The sequence below is a fragment of the Pseudomonas medicaginis genome (genome assembly GCF_965119365.1).
Taxonomy (GTDB): domain Bacteria; phylum Pseudomonadota; class Gammaproteobacteria; order Pseudomonadales; family Pseudomonadaceae; genus Aquipseudomonas.
Window position 1 is genome coordinate 7,058,400 of sequence record NZ_OZ221631.1, and the last position, 16,583, is coordinate 7,074,982.

The 16,583-nt window shown below is 62.1% G+C and carries 15 protein-coding genes; 7 read left to right on the forward strand and 8 right to left on the reverse strand.

What is annotated here, in order from left to right; all coding sequences use genetic code 11:
• Positions 1 to 27: 27 nt before the first annotated feature.
• The 3 genes from rho to ACMTA2_RS31255 all read right to left on the reverse strand — a co-directional run bounded on the left by rho (position 28) and on the right by ACMTA2_RS31255 (position 2,688).
• Positions 28 to 1,287 (reverse strand): transcription termination factor Rho, encoded by a 1,260-nt coding sequence (rho, locus tag ACMTA2_RS31245; RefSeq protein ID WP_003206716.1) that lies wholly within the window; start codon positions 1,285 to 1,287, stop codon positions 28 to 30.
• A 242-nt stretch (positions 1,288 to 1,529) separates the two neighbouring features.
• Complete coding sequence (trxA, locus tag ACMTA2_RS31250) at positions 1,530 to 1,859, reverse strand: thioredoxin TrxA (protein ID WP_003206727.1); 330 nt, start codon at positions 1,857 to 1,859, stop codon at positions 1,530 to 1,532.
• A 121-nt stretch (positions 1,860 to 1,980) separates the two neighbouring features.
• The gene (locus tag ACMTA2_RS31255) at positions 1,981 to 2,688 is read right to left on the reverse strand and encodes a FadR/GntR family transcriptional regulator (RefSeq protein ID WP_046065741.1); all 708 of its coding nucleotides are present in this window, start codon (positions 2,686 to 2,688) and stop codon (positions 1,981 to 1,983) included.
• Between the two features lie 254 nt (positions 2,689 to 2,942).
• Between ACMTA2_RS31255 and ACMTA2_RS31260 the strand changes: the two genes are divergently transcribed.
• From ACMTA2_RS31260 to ppx, 5 genes are all read left to right on the forward strand, one after another.
• On the forward strand, positions 2,943 to 3,728 hold the full coding sequence (locus ACMTA2_RS31260) for a transporter substrate-binding domain-containing protein (protein WP_413793149.1): 786 nt from the start codon (positions 2,943 to 2,945) through the stop codon (positions 3,726 to 3,728).
• Between the two features lie 21 nt (positions 3,729 to 3,749).
• The gene (locus ACMTA2_RS31265) at positions 3,750 to 4,430 is read left to right on the forward strand and encodes an amino acid ABC transporter permease (protein WP_413793150.1); all 681 of its coding nucleotides are present in this window, start codon (positions 3,750 to 3,752) and stop codon (positions 4,428 to 4,430) included.
• Positions 4,427 to 5,077: an amino acid ABC transporter permease gene (locus ACMTA2_RS31270; RefSeq protein WP_413793151.1), complete on the forward strand. Its 651-nt coding sequence runs from the start codon at positions 4,427 to 4,429 to the stop codon at positions 5,075 to 5,077. The genes ACMTA2_RS31265 and ACMTA2_RS31270 overlap by 4 nt, the downstream gene beginning before the upstream one ends.
• Positions 5,064 to 5,798, forward strand: coding sequence for an amino acid ABC transporter ATP-binding protein (locus ACMTA2_RS31275; RefSeq protein ID WP_413793152.1), 735 nt, complete (start codon positions 5,064 to 5,066; stop codon positions 5,796 to 5,798). Before ACMTA2_RS31270 ends, ACMTA2_RS31275 begins: the two co-directional genes overlap by 14 nt.
• 260 nt (positions 5,799 to 6,058) lie before the next feature.
• Positions 6,059 to 7,561 (forward strand): exopolyphosphatase, encoded by a 1,503-nt coding sequence (gene ppx / locus ACMTA2_RS31280; protein WP_413793153.1) that lies wholly within the window; start codon positions 6,059 to 6,061, stop codon positions 7,559 to 7,561.
• 233 nt (positions 7,562 to 7,794) lie between these two features.
• On the opposite strand, the gene ppk1 is transcribed toward ppx, so the two are convergent.
• Positions 7,795 to 10,011: a polyphosphate kinase 1 gene (gene ppk1, locus ACMTA2_RS31285; RefSeq protein ID WP_413793154.1), complete on the reverse strand. Its 2,217-nt coding sequence runs from the start codon at positions 10,009 to 10,011 to the stop codon at positions 7,795 to 7,797.
• A gap of 17 nt (positions 10,012 to 10,028) precedes the next feature.
• Positions 10,029 to 11,042 (reverse strand): porphobilinogen synthase, encoded by a 1,014-nt coding sequence (hemB, locus tag ACMTA2_RS31290; RefSeq protein WP_413793155.1) that lies wholly within the window; start codon positions 11,040 to 11,042, stop codon positions 10,029 to 10,031.
• A 204-nt stretch (positions 11,043 to 11,246) separates the two neighbouring features.
• Here hemB and ACMTA2_RS31295 point away from each other — a divergent pair, with 204 nt between their 5' ends.
• On the forward strand, positions 11,247 to 11,870 hold the full coding sequence (locus tag ACMTA2_RS31295) for a DedA family protein (RefSeq protein ID WP_413793156.1): 624 nt from the start codon (positions 11,247 to 11,249) through the stop codon (positions 11,868 to 11,870).
• Here the strand turns inward: ACMTA2_RS31295 and ACMTA2_RS31300 are convergent.
• Positions 11,851 to 13,086 (reverse strand): sterol desaturase family protein, encoded by a 1,236-nt coding sequence (locus ACMTA2_RS31300; RefSeq protein ID WP_413793157.1) that lies wholly within the window; start codon positions 13,084 to 13,086, stop codon positions 11,851 to 11,853. The two genes, ACMTA2_RS31295 and ACMTA2_RS31300, sit on opposite strands and share 20 nt — an antisense overlap.
• 122 nt (positions 13,087 to 13,208) lie before the next feature.
• On the opposite strand from ACMTA2_RS31300, the gene elbB reads away from it, so the two are divergent.
• Positions 13,209 to 13,877, forward strand: coding sequence for an isoprenoid biosynthesis glyoxalase ElbB (elbB, locus tag ACMTA2_RS31305; protein WP_413793158.1), 669 nt, complete (start codon positions 13,209 to 13,211; stop codon positions 13,875 to 13,877).
• A 126-nt stretch (positions 13,878 to 14,003) separates the two neighbouring features.
• On the opposite strand, the gene ACMTA2_RS31310 is transcribed toward elbB, so the two are convergent.
• Both ACMTA2_RS31310 and ACMTA2_RS31315 read right to left on the reverse strand, forming a co-directional pair.
• Positions 14,004 to 14,459: a YaiI/YqxD family protein gene (locus ACMTA2_RS31310; RefSeq protein WP_413793159.1), complete on the reverse strand. Its 456-nt coding sequence runs from the start codon at positions 14,457 to 14,459 to the stop codon at positions 14,004 to 14,006.
• Positions 14,460 to 14,568: 109 nt separating this feature from the next.
• Positions 14,569 to 16,467 carry an FTR1 family protein gene (locus ACMTA2_RS31315; RefSeq protein ID WP_413793160.1) on the reverse strand — a complete coding sequence of 633 codons (1,899 nt, stop codon included), beginning with the start codon at positions 16,465 to 16,467 and terminating at the stop codon, positions 14,569 to 14,571.
• Positions 16,468 to 16,583: the final 116 nt, after the last annotated feature.

The following is a 16,583-nucleotide window of genomic DNA, read 5'->3' on the forward strand; positions in this document are numbered from 1 at the left end:
CGCTCTTTTTTGAAGCGTTGCTTCGTGTTACTTGCGTTTCATCGACAGGAAGAACTCATCGTTGGTCTTGGTCGTTTTCAACTTGTCGACCAGGAACTCGATGGCGGCGACTTCATCCATCGGATGCAGCAGCTTGCGCAGGATCCACATGCGCTGCAATTCGTCGTCGGCGGTCAGCAACTCTTCGCGGCGCGTGCCGGAGCGGTTGATGTTGATGGCCGGGAACACACGCTTCTCGGCGATACGGCGATCCAGAGGCAGCTCCATGTTGCCGGTGCCCTTGAATTCCTCGTAGATCACTTCGTCCATCTTCGAACCGGTTTCAACCAGTGCGGTGGCGATGATGGTCAGCGAACCGCCTTCCTCGATGTTCCGTGCTGCGCCGAAGAAACGCTTCGGTTTTTCCAGGGCGTGGGCATCGACACCACCGGTCAGTACCTTGCCGGAGCTCGGGATCACGGTGTTGTAGGCACGGGCCAGACGGGTGATGGAATCCAGCAGGATCACCACGTCCTTCTTGTGCTCGACCAGGCGCTTGGCCTTCTCGATCACCATTTCGGCAACCTGCACGTGGCGGGTTGGCGGCTCGTCGAACGTCGAGGCGACCACTTCGCCGCGCACGGTGCGCTGCATCTCGGTCACTTCTTCCGGACGCTCATCGATCAGCAGCACGATCAGGTGAACTTCAGGGTTGTTACGGGCGATATTGGCCGCGATGTTCTGCAGCATGATCGTCTTGCCCGCTTTCGGCGGCGCCACGATCAGGCCGCGCTGGCCTTTGCCGATGGGTGCGCACAGGTCGATGACGCGACCGGTGAGGTCTTCGGTGGAACCGTTGCCGGCTTCCATCTTCATGCGCACGGTCGGGAACAGCGGCGTCAGGTTCTCGAAGAGAATCTTGTTTTTCGCGTTTTCCGGGCGATCGAAGTTGATCGTGTCGACCTTGAGCAGGGCGAAATAACGCTCGCCTTCCTTCGGAGGACGGATCTTGCCAACGATGGTGTCACCGGTGCGCAAGTTGAAGCGACGGATCTGGCTCGGCGAGACGTAGATATCGTCTGGGCCGGCGAGATAGGAAGCGTCTGCGGAGCGAAGGAAGCCGAAGCCGTCCTGGAGAATCTCCAGCACGCCATCACCGGAGATTTCCTCGCCGCTTTTCGCGTGCTTCTTGAGCAGGGAGAAAATCACGTCCTGCTTGCGCGAACGGGCCATATTTTCTATGCCCATCTGTTCGGCCAATTCGAGCAGTTCGGTAATCGGCTTTTGCTTGAGTTCAGTCAGATTCATATAGGAATGACGTAATCATTTATGGAGGGGGGAAATTAAGCTTTTGGCTTAATGAGGCCGCGCCGCAGAGAAGGCGACAGGATCGCGTACTTATTCGAAAGGAGAGCGTCGGCGACGGCTTGCAGGGGGCACTGGAGAAACCAGTGCGGGGCCGAATGTACCACCTGGGTTTGCAAGCGTCTAGCCCCGAACAACGAAAAAAGCCCCGCGATTTGCGGGGCTTTTTCAGTGGCATTCGGCGCTTAGATGTTGGCGTCGAGGAAAGCAGCCAGTTGCGACTTCGACAGCGCACCCACTTTGGTGGCTTCGACGTTGCCGTTCTTGAACAGCATCAGGGTCGGGATACCACGCACGCCGTGCTTGGCCGGAGTCTCCTGGTTTTCGTCGATGTTCAGCTTGGCAACGGTCAGCTTGCCTTTGTAGGTCTCGGCAATCTCGTCCAGGACCGGGGCAATCATTTTGCAGGGACCGCACCACTCAGCCCAATAGTCGACCAGTACCGCGCCTTCGGCCTTGAGTACGTCAGCCTCGAAGCTAGCGTCGCTAACGTGTTTGATCAGATCGCTGCTCATGGAAATCTCCGGGGTTGTCAGCAAAAAAACGTGGCCCATCATAACGGCCCTTCCCGGGTTCAGGAAGCCGCAGTTGATTGAGTCTCGCTATGGCGGTCGATGGCTTTGGGTATGGCCGACGTCATGAAGCCGCGGGGGCGACGAAGGAAATGCCGGTACGCAGTGCAGCGTTACGTACATGTTCCTGCATGGCTTTTTGCGCAGCGCCTGAAGCCCGACGGGCCAGGGCGCGAAGGATCTTGCGATGCTCTTGCCAGGTTTCCATCGCCCGCTCCGCCCGGATGAACGGTAGCTTCTGGCTTTCCAGGAAGATGTCGGCACTGGCGGTAAGGATGCTCAGCATCGCCTGGTTGCCGCTGGCCAACAGGATTCGCCGATGGAATTCGAAGTCCAGCCGCGCGGCGGCGTCGAAATCCCCGATCTTCAATTCCCGTCGCATGGCTTCGACATTGTCTTGCAGCATGTCCAGCTCATCGGCGCTGAGCGTCACCGCCGCCAACCCCGCCGCAAAACCCTCCAGGGCGTAGCGCAACTGGAAGATATCCACTGGCGAGGCCTGGGCCGCGAACGGCCAGCCCGGCGCCGATTCGCTGCGTGGAGCCTCTACCGGTGCCTGCACGAAGACCCCTTTGCCCGGCTGCACGCTGATCATGCCCAGGGCACTGAGGGATGACAGCGCTTCGCGCAGCGACGCCCGGCTCACCCCCAATTGCAGCGCCAGGTCCCGTTGCGACGGCAGCGCATCGCCCGGGCCGAAGCCTTCATCGACGATCAGTTTGCGGATGGCTTGCAGGGCCACTTCAGGAACGGCGCGAGCGATGGAATTCATGATTTTTAAGACGAACCGGGCCAGTGAGCGGCTAGTTGTAAAGCTATTCGCCGCGCCCGGCAAGTCGTGCCCCAGCAGGGTTCGGCGACAAATACCGACGCCCGATAACGGTGCGAAAAATGCCACGACTGTTCAGACCAGTAAGACCGCTCTCCACCAGCAAAACCGCGGCTTGGGCTGCGGAAAAGTCGCCTTGGCATGGCCTGTGCTCTGTCCAAACGCAGAAATCACATCACCGATTGCGGAGATTCGCCATGATTCAGCGTTGCAGCGCCCTGCTCACAGCTCTGTTTGCCAGCCTGATGCTCTGTCAGCTACCCGCCCACGCCGATGGCCTGGAAGACGTGGTCAAGCGAGGCACCCTCAAGGTTGCCGTGCCCCAGGACTTCCCGCCATTCGGTTCGGTGGGCCCGGACATGAAACCCCGCGGCCTGGACATCGACACCGCGAAACTGCTGGCCGACCAGCTCAAGGTCAAGCTTGAACTGACGCCGGTCAACAGCACCAACCGCATCCCCTTCCTGACCACCGGCAAGGTCGACCTGGTGATTTCCAGCCTGGGCAAGAACCCTGAGCGGGAAAAAGTCATCGACTTCTCCAGCGCCTATGCGCCGTTCTACCTGGCGGTGTTCGGCCCGCCTGATGCCGCCATCAACACCCTGGACGACCTCAAGGGCAAGACCATCAGCGTCACCCGTGGCGCCATCGAAGACATCGAGCTGACCAAGGTCGCCCCCGAAGGCGCCACCATCAAGCGCTTCGAAGACAACAACTCGACCATCGCCGCCTACCTGGCCGGCCAGGTGGACCTGATCGCCAGCGGCAACGTGGTGATGGTCGCCATCAGCGAACGCAATCCCAAGCGCGTCCCGGCGTTGAAAGTCAAACTCAAGGATTCGCCGGTGTACGTGGGCGTGAACAAGAACGAGCCGGCGCTGCTGGACAAGGTCAACCAGATCCTGGCCACCGCCAAGACCGATGGCAGCCTGGAGAAAAACTCCCAGACCTGGCTCAAGCAGCCGCTGCCGGCCGATCTCTGACCGTCGCTTGAGAGGCTGAGCATGGCTTATCAGTTCGATTTTCTGCCGGTGCTACAAAACACCGAGCTGCTGTTGCGCGGTGCGCTGTTCACCCTGGAACTGACAGCCATCGGCACGTTGCTCGGGGTCAGCCTGGGCATCGTCGGGGCCGTGGTGCGGGCGTGGAACATCCGCCCGTTCGCGGCGATCTTCGGCGTATACGTGGAGCTGATCCGCAACACACCGTTCCTGGTGCAGTTGTTCTTCATCTTCTTCGGCTTGCCGTCCCTGGGCCTGCAGATTTCCGAATGGCAGGCCGCGGTGCTGGCGATGGTGATCAACCTCGGCGCCTATTCCACCGAGATCATCCGCGCCGGCATCCAGGCGATCCCGCGGGGGCAACTGGAAGCCGCCGCGGCCCTGGCGATGAGCCGCTTCGAGGCCTTCCGCCATGTGGTGCTGCTACCAGCACTGGGCAAAGTCTGGCCGGCGTTGAGCAGCCAGATCATCATTGTGATGCTCGGCTCGGCGGTCTGTTCGCAGATCGCCACCGAAGAGTTGAGCTTTGCCGCCAACTTCATCCAGTCCCGCAACTTCCGCGCGTTCGAAACCTACGCGCTGACCACGCTCATCTACTTGTGCATGGCACTGTTGATCCGCCAGTTCCTCAACTGGGTGGGCCGCCGCTGCCTGTACAGGAGCAGCACCGGGAGCGGCCAATGAGCGATTTCACTTTCTGGGACGTGGTGCGCAACCTGCTCACCGGCCTGCAATGGACCCTGGCGCTGTCGCTGGTGGCGTTTATCGGCGGCGGTGTGATCGGCTTGCTGGTGATGGTGCTGCGCATCTCCAAGAGCGCCCTGCCCCGCAACCTCGCTCGCACCTACATCGAACTGTTCCAAGGCACACCGCTGTTGATGCAGCTGTTCCTGGTGTTCTTCGGCGTGGCCCTGGCCGGGGTGGAGATTTCACCGTGGATGGCGGCGGCGATCGCCTTGACGCTGTTTACCAGCGCCTACCTGGCGGAGATCTGGCGCGGTTGTGTCGACTCGATTTCCCACGGCCAATGGGAAGCCTCGGCGAGCCTGGCCCTCAATCCGCTGGAGCAGTTGCGCTATGTGATCCTGCCCCAGGCGCTGCGCATCGCCGTGGCGCCGACCGTGGGCTTTTCCGTGCAGGTGGTCAAAGGCACGGCCGTGACGTCGATCATCGGCTTCACCGAACTGACCAAGACCGGCGGCATGCTCGCCAACGCCACGTTCGAGCCGTTCATGGTCTACGGCCTGGTGGCCCTCGGTTACTTCCTGCTCTGCTACCCCTTGTCCCTCAGTGCGCGCTACCTGGAAAGGAGACTGCATGCCTCTGCTTAGAATTACCGCCCTGCATAAGTACTACGGCGATCATCACGTGCTCAAAGGCATCGACCTGAGTGTCGAGGAAGGCCAGGTGGTGGCGATCATCGGCCGCAGCGGCTCGGGCAAGTCCACCTTGCTGCGCACCCTCAATGGCCTGGAATCGATCAACGACGGCGTGATCGAAGTCGACGGCGAATACCTCGATGCCGCCCGCGCCGACCTGCGCAGCCTGCGGCAGAAAGTCGGGATGGTGTTCCAGCAGTTCAACCTGTTCCCGCACCTGACGGTCGGCGAGAACGTCATGCTCGCGCCGCAAGTTGTCCAGAAGGTGCCCAAGGCCAAGGCGACCGAGCTGGCGCGACAGATGCTGGAGCGGGTCGGGCTCGGCGAGAAATTCGATGCCTTCCCCGACCGCTTGTCCGGCGGCCAGCAGCAACGGGTCGCGATTGCCCGCGCGCTGGCAATGTCGCCGAAAGTGCTGCTGTGCGACGAAATCACCTCAGCCCTGGACCCGGAACTGGTCAACGAGGTACTCAGCGTGGTGCGGCAACTGGCCCAGGAAGGCATGACCCTGATCATGGTCACCCATGAAATGCGCTTCGCCCGGGAAGTGGGCGACAAACTGGTGTTCATGCACCAGGGCAAGGTGCATGAGGTGGGCGATCCCAAGGTGTTGTTCGCCGCTCCGCAGACGGCCGAGCTGGCGAACTTCATCGGAATGGTCGAGCCTGCCTGATTTTCTCAGCCAAGGAACACTCTGTGGCGAGGGGATTTATCCCCGCTGGGCTGCGAAGCGGCCCCCAAACCAGGCAACTCGGCGTGCCAGGATGATTGAGCTCACAGCTTTAGGGCTGCTGCGCAGCCCAGCGGGGATAAATCCCCTCGCCACAAGGACACCCTGCAAGCTGCTCTGGCTCAAGGGTTTGGTTCAGGCGCGTTGGCGTAAGCGGTCGATCGTGGCAGGATGGCAAGGTTATCGACCGAGACTTTTTGACCATGCCGCCATCCCAAGCCAAGAATCTGTCCCTGATCGCTGCCATAGACCTGGGCTCCAACAGCTTCCACATGGTTGTCGCCAAAGCCCAGAACGGGGAAATCCGCATTCTTGAGCGGCTCGGCGAAAAGGTCCAGCTGGCCGCCGGCATCGACGAAGAGCGCAAGCTGAGCGAAGAATCCATCCAGCGCGGGCTCGATTGCCTCAAGCGGTTTGCCCAACTGATCAACGGCATGCCCCTGGGTGCGGTACGGATCGTCGGCACCAACGCCCTGCGCGAAGCGCGCAACCGTGGCGAGTTCATCCGTCGCGCCGAAGAGATCCTCGGCCATCCGGTGGAAGTCATCTCCGGCCGTGAAGAAGCCCGCCTGATCTACCTTGGCGTCTCCCACACCCTGGCCGACACCCCGGGCAAGCGCCTGGTGGCGGACATCGGCGGGGGCAGTACCGAATTCATCATCGGCCAGCGCTTCGAACCGCTGCTGCGCGAAAGCCTGCAGATGGGCTGCGTCAGCTACACCCAGCGTTATTTCCGCGACGGCAAGATCACCCCGGCCCGCTACGCCCAGGCCTACACGGCAGCGCGTCTGGAAATCATGAGCATCGAACACGCCCTGCATCGCCTGACCTGGGACGAAGCCATCGGCTCCTCGGGGACCATTCGCGCCATCGGCCTGGCGCTCAAGGCTGGCGGCCACGGCACTGGCGAAGTCAACGCCGAGGGCCTGGCCTGGCTCAAGCGCCGGGTGTTCAAGCTCGGTGAAGCGGACAAGATCGATTTCGAAGGCATCAAGCCCGATCGCCGGGCGATTTTCCCCGCAGGCCTGGCGATCCTCGAGGCGATTTTCGACGCCCTCGAACTGCAACGCATGGACCACTGTGAAGGCGCCCTGCGCGAAGGCGTGCTGTATGACCTACTGGGGCGTCATCATCACGAAGACGTGCGCGAGCGCACCCTGGGCTCGCTCATGGAGCGCTATCACGTCGATCAGGAGCAGGCCGTACGGGTCGAACGCAAGGCCTTGCACGCCTTCGACCAGGTCGCCGATGACTGGGACCTGAACGACGGGGTCTGGCGCGAGTTGCTGGGTTGGGCCGCCAAGGTCCACGAAGTGGGCCTGGACATCGCCCACTATCACTACCACAAGCACGGTGCCTACCTGATCGAGCACTCGGACCTGGCCGGTTTCTCCCGGGAAGACCAGCAGATGCTCGCGCTATTGGTCCGCGGCCACCGCCGCAATATTCCCAAGGATAAATTCGCCGAGTTCGGCAATGACGGCACCAAGCTGATTCGCCTGTGCGTGCTGCTGCGTTTTGCGATCCTGTTCCACCACATCCGAGGCACCCAGGAAATGCCCCAGGTCGCCCTGCATGCCGACGGCGATCAACTGGACGTGATGTTCCCCGACGGATGGCTGGAAGAGAACCAGCTGACCCAAGCCGACTTCGCCCAGGAAGCCGAGTGGCTGACTCGGGTGGGGATCGTGCTGAACATCCACTGAGCACCAAGGTTCAATGTGGCGAGGGGATTTATCCCCGATGGGCTGCGCAGCAGCCCCCTGTGCGAATAACTCAGTGGATCTGACGTACCACAGGCTCAGGCTTGAGGGCTGCTGCGCAGCCCAACGGGGATAAATCCCCTCCCCACAGATAAACCCCGTCGCCACAGATAAATCCCCTCGCCACAAACAAGCGCCCTCGCCACGGAAAGCTGAGCTCGCCCCTTCCACCGTCCCTAGCTAACCGTCAACACCGGGCTGCTCAAGCGCTCGAGCAACGTCGCCTGGGCGCTGCGCGGGTTCTGGTTGCCGGTCGGCGTGTTGCGGATGTAGCGACCATCCGACTGCAGGCTCCAGCTGTGGGTGTTGTCGGTGAGGTAGCTTTCCAACTCCTTCTTGACCCGCAGGATCAGCTTCTTGCCTTCCACCGGGAAGCAGGTCTCGACCCGCTTGTCGAGGTTGCGCTCCATCCAGTCGGCGCTGGACAGGAACATCTGTTCCTCACCGCCGTTGAGGAAGTAGAACACCCGCGTATGCTCCAGGAAACGCCCGATGATCGAGCGGACATGGATGTTATGGGACACCCCCGGGATGCCCGGCCGCAGGCAGCACATGCCACGCACCACCAGGTCGATACGCACGCCCGACTGGCTGGCCTTGTACAGCGCACGGATGATCTTCGGATCGGTCAGCGAGTTGAACTTGGCAATGATGTGGGCCGGCTTGCCGTCCAGGGCGAACTGCGTCTCCCGGGCGATCATGTCGAGCATGCCCTTTTTCAGGGTGAACGGCGCGTGCAGCAGTTTCTTCATGCGCAGGGTCTTGCCCATGCCGATCAACTGGCTGAACAGCTTGCCGACGTCTTCGCACAAGGCATCGTCGGAGGTCAGCAGGCTGTAGTCGGTGTACAGGCGGGCGTTGGCAGCGTGATAGTTGCCGGTGCCCAAGTGGGCGTAACGCACGATCTCACCGGCCTCGCGGCGCAGGATGAGCATCATCTTGGCGTGGGTCTTGAAGCCGACCACGCCATAGATCACCACCGCACCGGCCGCTTGCAGGCGGCTGGCCAGTTGCAGGTTGGACTCTTCGTCGAAGCGCGCGCGCAATTCGATCACAGCAGTGACTTCCTTGCCGTTTCGCGCCGCGTCCACCAGGGCGTCGACGATTTCCGAGTTGGCGCCGCTGCGATACAGGGTCTGGCGCACCGCCAGGACGTGGGGATCCTTGGCGGCCTGGCGCAGCAGGTCGACCACCGGCGTGAACGACTCGAACGGGTGCAACAGCAGGATGTCCTGCTTGCTGATCACGCTGAAAATGTTCTCGCTGTTTTGCAGCAGTTTCGGGATCTGCGGCGTGAACGGCAGGTATTGCAGTTCCGGGTGGCTGTCCAGGCCGGTGATGCTGAACAGCCGGGTCAGGTTGACCGGGCCGTTGACCTGATACAGCTCGGTCTCGTGCAGGTTGAACTGCTTTAGCAAGTAATCGGACAGGTGTTTCGGGCAGGTGTCGGCCACCTCCAGGCGCACCGCATCGCCATAGCGCCGGGAGAACAACTCCCCGCGCAAGGCGCGGGCCAGGTCTTCGACGTCCTCGGTGTCCACCGAGAGGTCGGCGTTACGGGTCAGGCGGAACTGGTAGCAACCCTTGACCTTCATGCCCTGGAACAGGTCGTCGGCATGGGCGTGGATCATCGACGACAGGAACACATAATTGTCGCCAGGGCCACCAACGTCTTCCGGCACGCGGATGATGCGCGGCAACAGGCGCGGTGCCGGGATGATCGCCAGGCCGGAATCGCGACCGAAGGCGTCGATGCCCTCCAGTTCCACGATGAAGTTCAGGCTCTTGTTGACCAGCAGCGGGAACGGGTGCGTCGGATCGAGGCCGATCGGGGTGATGATCGGCGCGATCTCGTCGCGGAAATAGCGGCGCACCCACGTCTTGATCTTGGTGTTCCAGTTACGTCGACGGATGAAGCGCACATGGTGCTTTTCCAGCTCCGGCAACAGGATGTCGTTGAGGATCGCGTACTGGCGGTCAACATGGCCGTGGACCAGCTCGCTGATGCGGGCCAGGGCCTGGTGCGGTTGCAGGCCGTCGGCGCCGGCCTGCTCACGGGCGAAGGTAATCTGCTTCTTCAGGCCCGCGACGCGGATTTCGAAAAACTCATCCAGGTTGCTGGAAAAGATCAACAGGAACTTGAGCCGTTCCAGCAGCGGATAGGACTCGTCCAGCGCCTGCTCCAGCACGCGGATGTTGAACTGCAGTTGCGACAGCTCGCGATGGATGTAGAGGCTGCTGTCATCCAGGCTCGGAATGACAATCGCCGGTGCCGGGGCAGGTTCGACGACAGCCGGGGGAGCGGGCTCCAGCTCCGGCGGTGTCTCGGCGACTTGCTCGACCACGGGTTGAGCGTCTTTTACGGCAATTTCGGAGAGTCCTTCGGTATTCATCGCAAGTTCCTGGGAGGCTATTTCTGCTCTCGTAACAATTGGGCGGCGCGTACGGCAAAGTAAGTCAGGATGCCATCAGCGCCTGCGCGTTTGAAAGCGGTCAAGGACTCCAGGATCACCCCTTCACCCAACCACCCGTTCTGGATCGCGGCCATGTGCATGGCGTACTCGCCGCTGACCTGATACACAAAGGTCGGCACTTTGAATTCGTCTTTGACCCGGCAAAGAATGTCGAGGTAAGGCATGCCAGGCTTGACCATGACCATGTCTGCCCCTTCTGACAAGTCCGCCGCCACTTCGTGCAAGGCTTCCTGACTGTTGGCCGGGTCCATCTGATAGGAGGCCTTGTTGGCCTTGCCCAGGTTCAGGGCCGAGCCGACCGCGTCGCGGAACGGGCCGTAATAGGCGCTGGCGTACTTGGCCGAATAGGCCATGATCCGCACGTTGACGTGACCGGCCACCTCGAGGGCTTCGCGGATCGCCTGGATGCGCCCGTCCATCATGTCCGACGGCGCCACTACCTGGGCACCGGCCTCGGCGTGGGACAGGGCCTGCCTGACCAGGGCATCGACGGTAATGTCGTTCTGCACGTAGCCTTCTTCATCGAGGATACCGTCCTGCCCGTGGGTGGTGAACGGGTCCAGCGCCACGTCGGTGATCACCCCCAGCTCCGGGAAGCGTGCACGCAAGGCACGAGTCGCACGTTGGGCAATGCCCTGCGGGTTCCAGGCTTCGGCGGCGTCCAGGGACTTGAGTGTCGGCGGCGTGACCGGGAACAGCGCCAGCGCCGGGATGCCCAGCTCGACCCAGTGGGCGGCCTCTTCGAGCAGCAGGTCGATGGTCAGGCGCTCCACCCCGGGCATCGACGCCACCGCTTCGCGACGGTTCTCACCGTCCAGCACGAATACCGGCAGGATCAGGTCATCGGTGGTCAGCACGTTTTCACGCACCAGCCGACGAGAGAACTCATCACGGCGGTTGCGACGCAGACGGGTAGCAGGGAACAGACGATTGGCAGGGGTAAAGCTCACGGCAGACTCCTGAGCCCGCAGACGGGCGAGCGTGACAGTTATAAGCGGCCATTATGACGAACGTGTGACACTTGTGCTAAGGCGCGACCGGTAGTCGCAGTCATTGTCTTCTGTAGGAATTGTTCACGTCGAGACACATTTCGATACTTTCCTGAATGTGCCTGAAGGGTTAGGCTGCGCGTTCATTTCGCCAGCACCCAGACAATGCTCCAACAATTTCTGCACGACTTCGGCTATTTGGCCCTGTTTATCGGCACGTTCTTCGAAGGCGAAACCATCCTCGTGCTCGCAGGCTTCCTGGCGTTCCGTGGTTACATGGACATCAACCTGGTGGTGGTCGTGGCGTTCTGCGGCAGCTACGCGGGCGACCAGTTGTGGTATTTCCTGGGGCGCAAGCACGGGCGCAAGCTCTTGGCGCGCAAACCGCGCTGGCAGTTGATGGGCGACCGCGCGCTGGAACACATCCGCCGGCATCCGGACATCTGGGTCCTGAGCTTCCGCTTCGTCTACGGCCTGCGCACGGTGATGCCGGTGGCAATCGGCCTGTCAGGCTACCCGCCAGGCCGCTACCTGTTGCTCAACGGCATCGGTGCGGCGGTGTGGGCTACGGCCCTGGCCGCTGCCGCGTACCATTTCGGCGCGGTGCTCGAAGGCATGCTGGGCAGCATCAAGAAATACGAATTGTGGGTGCTCGGCGCGCTGCTGGTGCTGGGCCTGGTGCTGTGGCTGCGCCGACGCATCAAGAATGCGCGGCTGGCCAGGAAAGTCCTCGAAGCCGAGCGCCTGGCGCAAGCCAGGCCAGGCGAACCTACGACGCCAACCGAGTAAACCGGGTCCGGCAGCAATACAGTCCGATGCCACTGAGCAAGCTGTAGCTGAGCAACCCGACCCAGGCCACGGAGCTGGCCGGCCACAACCCGGCCAAGGGCGCCATCCACACCAGCGGCAGATTCGAAGCCAGCCGCAACAGCTCCAGTTTCAGCGCCCATGGGCGATTCTCCAAGGCTACGCCCAACACGAACAGGCCGAACGCCACCGCGCCCCAACCCAGCACCAGGGCGGTGACCGGCAGGCTGCCTTCAAGGTTCATCAGATAACTGCCCAGGGCAATGTAGACACAGAACTGCAGCCCCACGTACCACTGCTGGCGCGGATCCAGCGGCACGGCGAATTTGCGGAACTGGCTCAGGTCCGGCTTGTTCAGCGGGTATTGGTCCGCGACGTCCGCCGGACGCCAACCGGTGGGCATGAACCAGATTCGCAACTTGTCCCACCCGCGCTCGGTCCGCCGCGCATCGGCCCACAGCTGTGCATAGAACTGCAGGTTGGCCCACAACGGATTCCAACTCGCCAGCGGCGAGGTCACGCCAAAAATCACCGGCTCGTTATCGTCTTCTTCTTGGAAGGTGCCAAACAGACGGTCCCAAATAATGAACACCCCGCCGTAGTTGCGATCCATGTAGAGAGGGTTCTGTGCATGGTGGGCACGATGATTGGACGGCGTCACGAAGCACCACTCCAGCCAGCCGAGCTTGGGAATGTGCTGGGTGTGGACCCAGAACTGGTACAGCAGATTCAACGCCGCGACGCTGACGAAGACCACCAGTGGCACGCCCAGTACGGCAAGCGGGATGTAGAAGACCCAGCTCAACAGGAACCCGGTGCTGGTCTGGCGCAACGCGGTGGAAAGGTTGTACTCCTCGCTCTGGTGGTGCACCGAATGGGCGGCCCAGAGAATGTTGCGCTCATGGCCCATGCGGTGCAGCCAGTAGTAACAGAAGTCGTAGAGCACGAAGGCAAACACCCAGGTCCAGGCTCGGTCGGCAGGCAGTTCGATGACAGCCAGGTGTTCGAGCGCAAAGGCGTAGGTCACCAGCCCCACGCCTTTGGTCAACAGGCCCGTGGTGGTGGACAGCACACCGGTGCTCAAGCTGTTGATCGCGTCCGCCACCCGATAGTGGCTCACGCCCCGCCAGCGATCGGCCAGCAACTCGACGGCGATCAGCACGAAGAAGAACGGCACGGCATACAGGATGAAGTTCATGACACAACCCGGGCATGCAAGGCAGGAGATAGTCGGCAGATTAGGTGTAGCTGCCCGATCCCCCTATGGCAACGAGTGACAAATTAGTAGACATTTAACGCCATGAATCTGGAGAAAAGCCCATGAGCAAAAAAATTGCAGTGATCCTTTCCGGCTGTGGCGTGTATGACGGCGCCGAGATCCACGAAAGCGTGATCACCTTGCTGCGCCTCGATCAGCGCGGGGCGCAGGTCCAGTGCTTCGCCCCCGACATTGCCCAGTTGCATGTGATCAATCACCTGACCGGCGAGGAAATGCCCGAGAGCCGCAACGTGTTGGTGGAGTCGGCACGGATCGCCCGGGGCAACGTGAAGGATTTGCGTGAGGCCAGGGTCGAGGATTTCGATGCCCTGATCGTACCCGGTGGTTTTGGCTCGGCGAAAAACCTCTCCAACTTTGCCGTCGAAGGCGCCGGTTGCACCGTTCAGCCGGAGGTCCTGGCATTGACCGAGGCCTTTGCCGAGGCGGGCAAACCGGTGGGGCTGATCTGTATTTCCCCGGCCCTGGCGGCAAAAATCTATGGCCCGGGGGTCACGTGCACCATCGGCAACGATCCGGACACGGCGGCGGCCGTAAGCAAGATGGGCGGCACTCATGAAGACTGCGCGGTCACCGACATCGTCGAAGACCGCGCGCGCAAACTGGTCAGCACCCCGGCCTACATGCTGGCGCAGAACATCAGCGAAGCGGCTTCAGGCATCAACAAGCTGGTGGACCGGGTGTTGGAGCTGACGCACGAGAACGACGCCTGACCCCGCCGACTTCCTTCCTGTGGGAGCGGGCTTGCTCGCGAAAGCGGTGTGTCAGCCACTCGATGGGCCAACTGAACCGACGCCTTCGCGAGCAAGCCCGCTCCCACAAGGGGACTGAGGCAAGGCTCAGGAAACTCGGGTCAGACGCGTCAGGATCCGATCCAGGGCATTGGCAAACTCCTGCTTGTCCCGCTCGCTGTACGCCGCCGGACCGCCGCCCACGTGGCCCTGTTCACGCAAATCAGTGAACAGGTTACGCACCGCCAGCCGCTCCCCCATGTTCTGTGCATCGAATGCCTTGCCTCGTGGATCCAGGGCCGCGACGCCCTTCTTCACCAACCGGTCCGCCAGGGGCACGTCGCTGCAGATCACCAGTTCACCCGGCTCGGCGTGCTCCACCAGGTAATCGTCCGCCGCATCAGGGCCACTGGGTACCACGATCAGCTTCACACAAGCCAGGGCCGGCTTGATCTGCGGCTGGCCGGCCACCAGTATCACCTCGAACCGACGCTTCAGGGCGAACTTGACCACCAATTCCTTCGCCGCCCTGGGACAGGCATCGGCGTCGATCCATACGCGCATTGTGTTGTTTCCTCCAAATCAAGAGCATCGCGGGCAAGTCTTGCCCCACAGCCAGCAATCACCTGTGGGAGCAAGGCTTGCCCGCGACTTTGAGCGCAGCGAATGCTTTTCAGGAAACCTGGACCCGACGCTTGTCCGCCACCCAACTGCGCCCATACAGCACCACGATCGCCAGGATCGCCACCACTTGAGCGGCCAGCGAATAGGCATCGGCATGAATGCCCAGCCAGTCGAAGTCGAAGAACGCCACCGGACGGGTGCCGAAGATCCCGGCTTCCTGCAACGCCTTCACGCCGTGGCCGGCGAATACCACTGACAGTGCACACAGCAACGCAGCGTTGATGCTGAAGAACAGCGCCAGCGGCAGTTTCGCCGAGCCGCGCAGGATCACCCAGGCCAGCCCCACCAGCAATACCAGCGCCGTCGCGCCGCCAGCCAATACCGCGTTGTGCCCGGCGGGGCCCGCCTGGAGCCACAGGGTTTCGTAGAACAGGATCACTTCGAACAGTTCGCGATAGACCGAGAAGAACGCCAGGATCGCAAAACCAAAACGACCACCGCCGCCCACCAGGCTGCTCTTGATGTAATCCTGCCAGGCCGCCGCGTGGCGCCGATCGTGCATCCAGACGCCCAGCCACAGCACCATCACACTGGCGAACAGCGCTGTCGCGCCTTCGAGCAGTTCACGCTGGGAACCGCTGACGTCGATCACATACGCCGCCAGGCCCCAGGTCGCCAGGCCGGCCAGCAATGCCAGGCCCCAACCGACGTTGACACTGCGCACCGCCGACTGCTGGCCGGTGTTGCGCAGGAACGCCAGGATCGCCGCCAGCACCAGGATCGCTTCCAACCCTTCACGCAGCAGAATCAGCAACCCGGAGATGTAGCTCAGCGACCAGCTCAAGCCATCGCTACCCAGCAGCTCGGCAGATGCCTTCAACTTGGCCTTGGCCGCGTCCAGGCGCTGCTCGGCCTGCTCCACCGGCAACCCATCCTGCAACGACTGACGGTAGGCCATCAGGGCCTTTTCGGTGTCCTTGCGCACGTTGGCATCGACGTTGTCCAGCGAGCTCTCCACCAGTTCGAACCCTTCCAGGTAAGCCGCTACCGACAGGTCGTAGGCCTGGTCATGGTCACCGGCGCGATACGCCGCGATGCTTTTATCCAGGGTCGCGGCCGTGTAGTCGAGTAACTGCGCCGGGCCACGTTGGACCTGCGGCGGCTGCGCGCGCTGGGCACGGAAAGTCGCCGCCGCCGCGGGGCCTTGCGCAGCGAGAACTTCGGCGGGGGTCTGGCGCGCCAGGTCTGCGAGGTTGAAGACCTGTTCACTGTTGGCGGCGGCCGGGTCGGCGCTGAAACTGGCGATGTAGGTCGCCAGGTCCCAGCGTTGGCGGTCGTCGAGCTGATCGGCAAAGGCCGGCATGTCGGTGCCTTCGATGCCCATGCCGAGGGTGTTGTAGATCGCATAGAGACTCAGGCGATCCAGGCGCTGGGCGTCACGCAAGTTGGCGGGCGGCGGCTCCAGGCCGACACCGGCAGGACCATCGCCGGCACCGTTGGCACCGTGGCACACCGAGCAATTCTGCGCATACAGCGGCGCGCCACGGACGGGGTCGGGCGTGATGACCGGCGCCTGGCTGACTTCATAGGCCACCGCCAGCCTGGCCCCCAGTTGCCGCGCCAGGCGGGCGACATCGCCACCGTCCTGACGCTGGGTGATTGCCGCGCGCAAGGCGCCGATGCCTTGGACCAGTTCAGTCTTTTCCGGCTTGTCCGGCAACCCGGCGATCAGCCCCTCCAGTGCCTGGGTGAATTCCAGCTGCTCGCGGTATTCCGCCTCGTCGATGACCTTGCCCGCCTCGACCGTGGCCGGGTAATCCGCCCCGATGTAATCCAACAAATGCAGCGCCTGGGGAGCACTCTCGAGGGTATCGGCCAGCAGCGAAGTGCTGCACAGCGCAAGCAATGGCAGTACAAGCCAGGCCAGGAAACGGAACGGCGCAGTCATGAATGACTCTCGGTTGGTAATAAGAAGTAACACATTGTTCACTTCCAATGGCTTTGGCTCAAGGGCGGATGTGTTTAAGAAGCCGATTTTCATCGGATTTTCATGCTTTGGAGGTG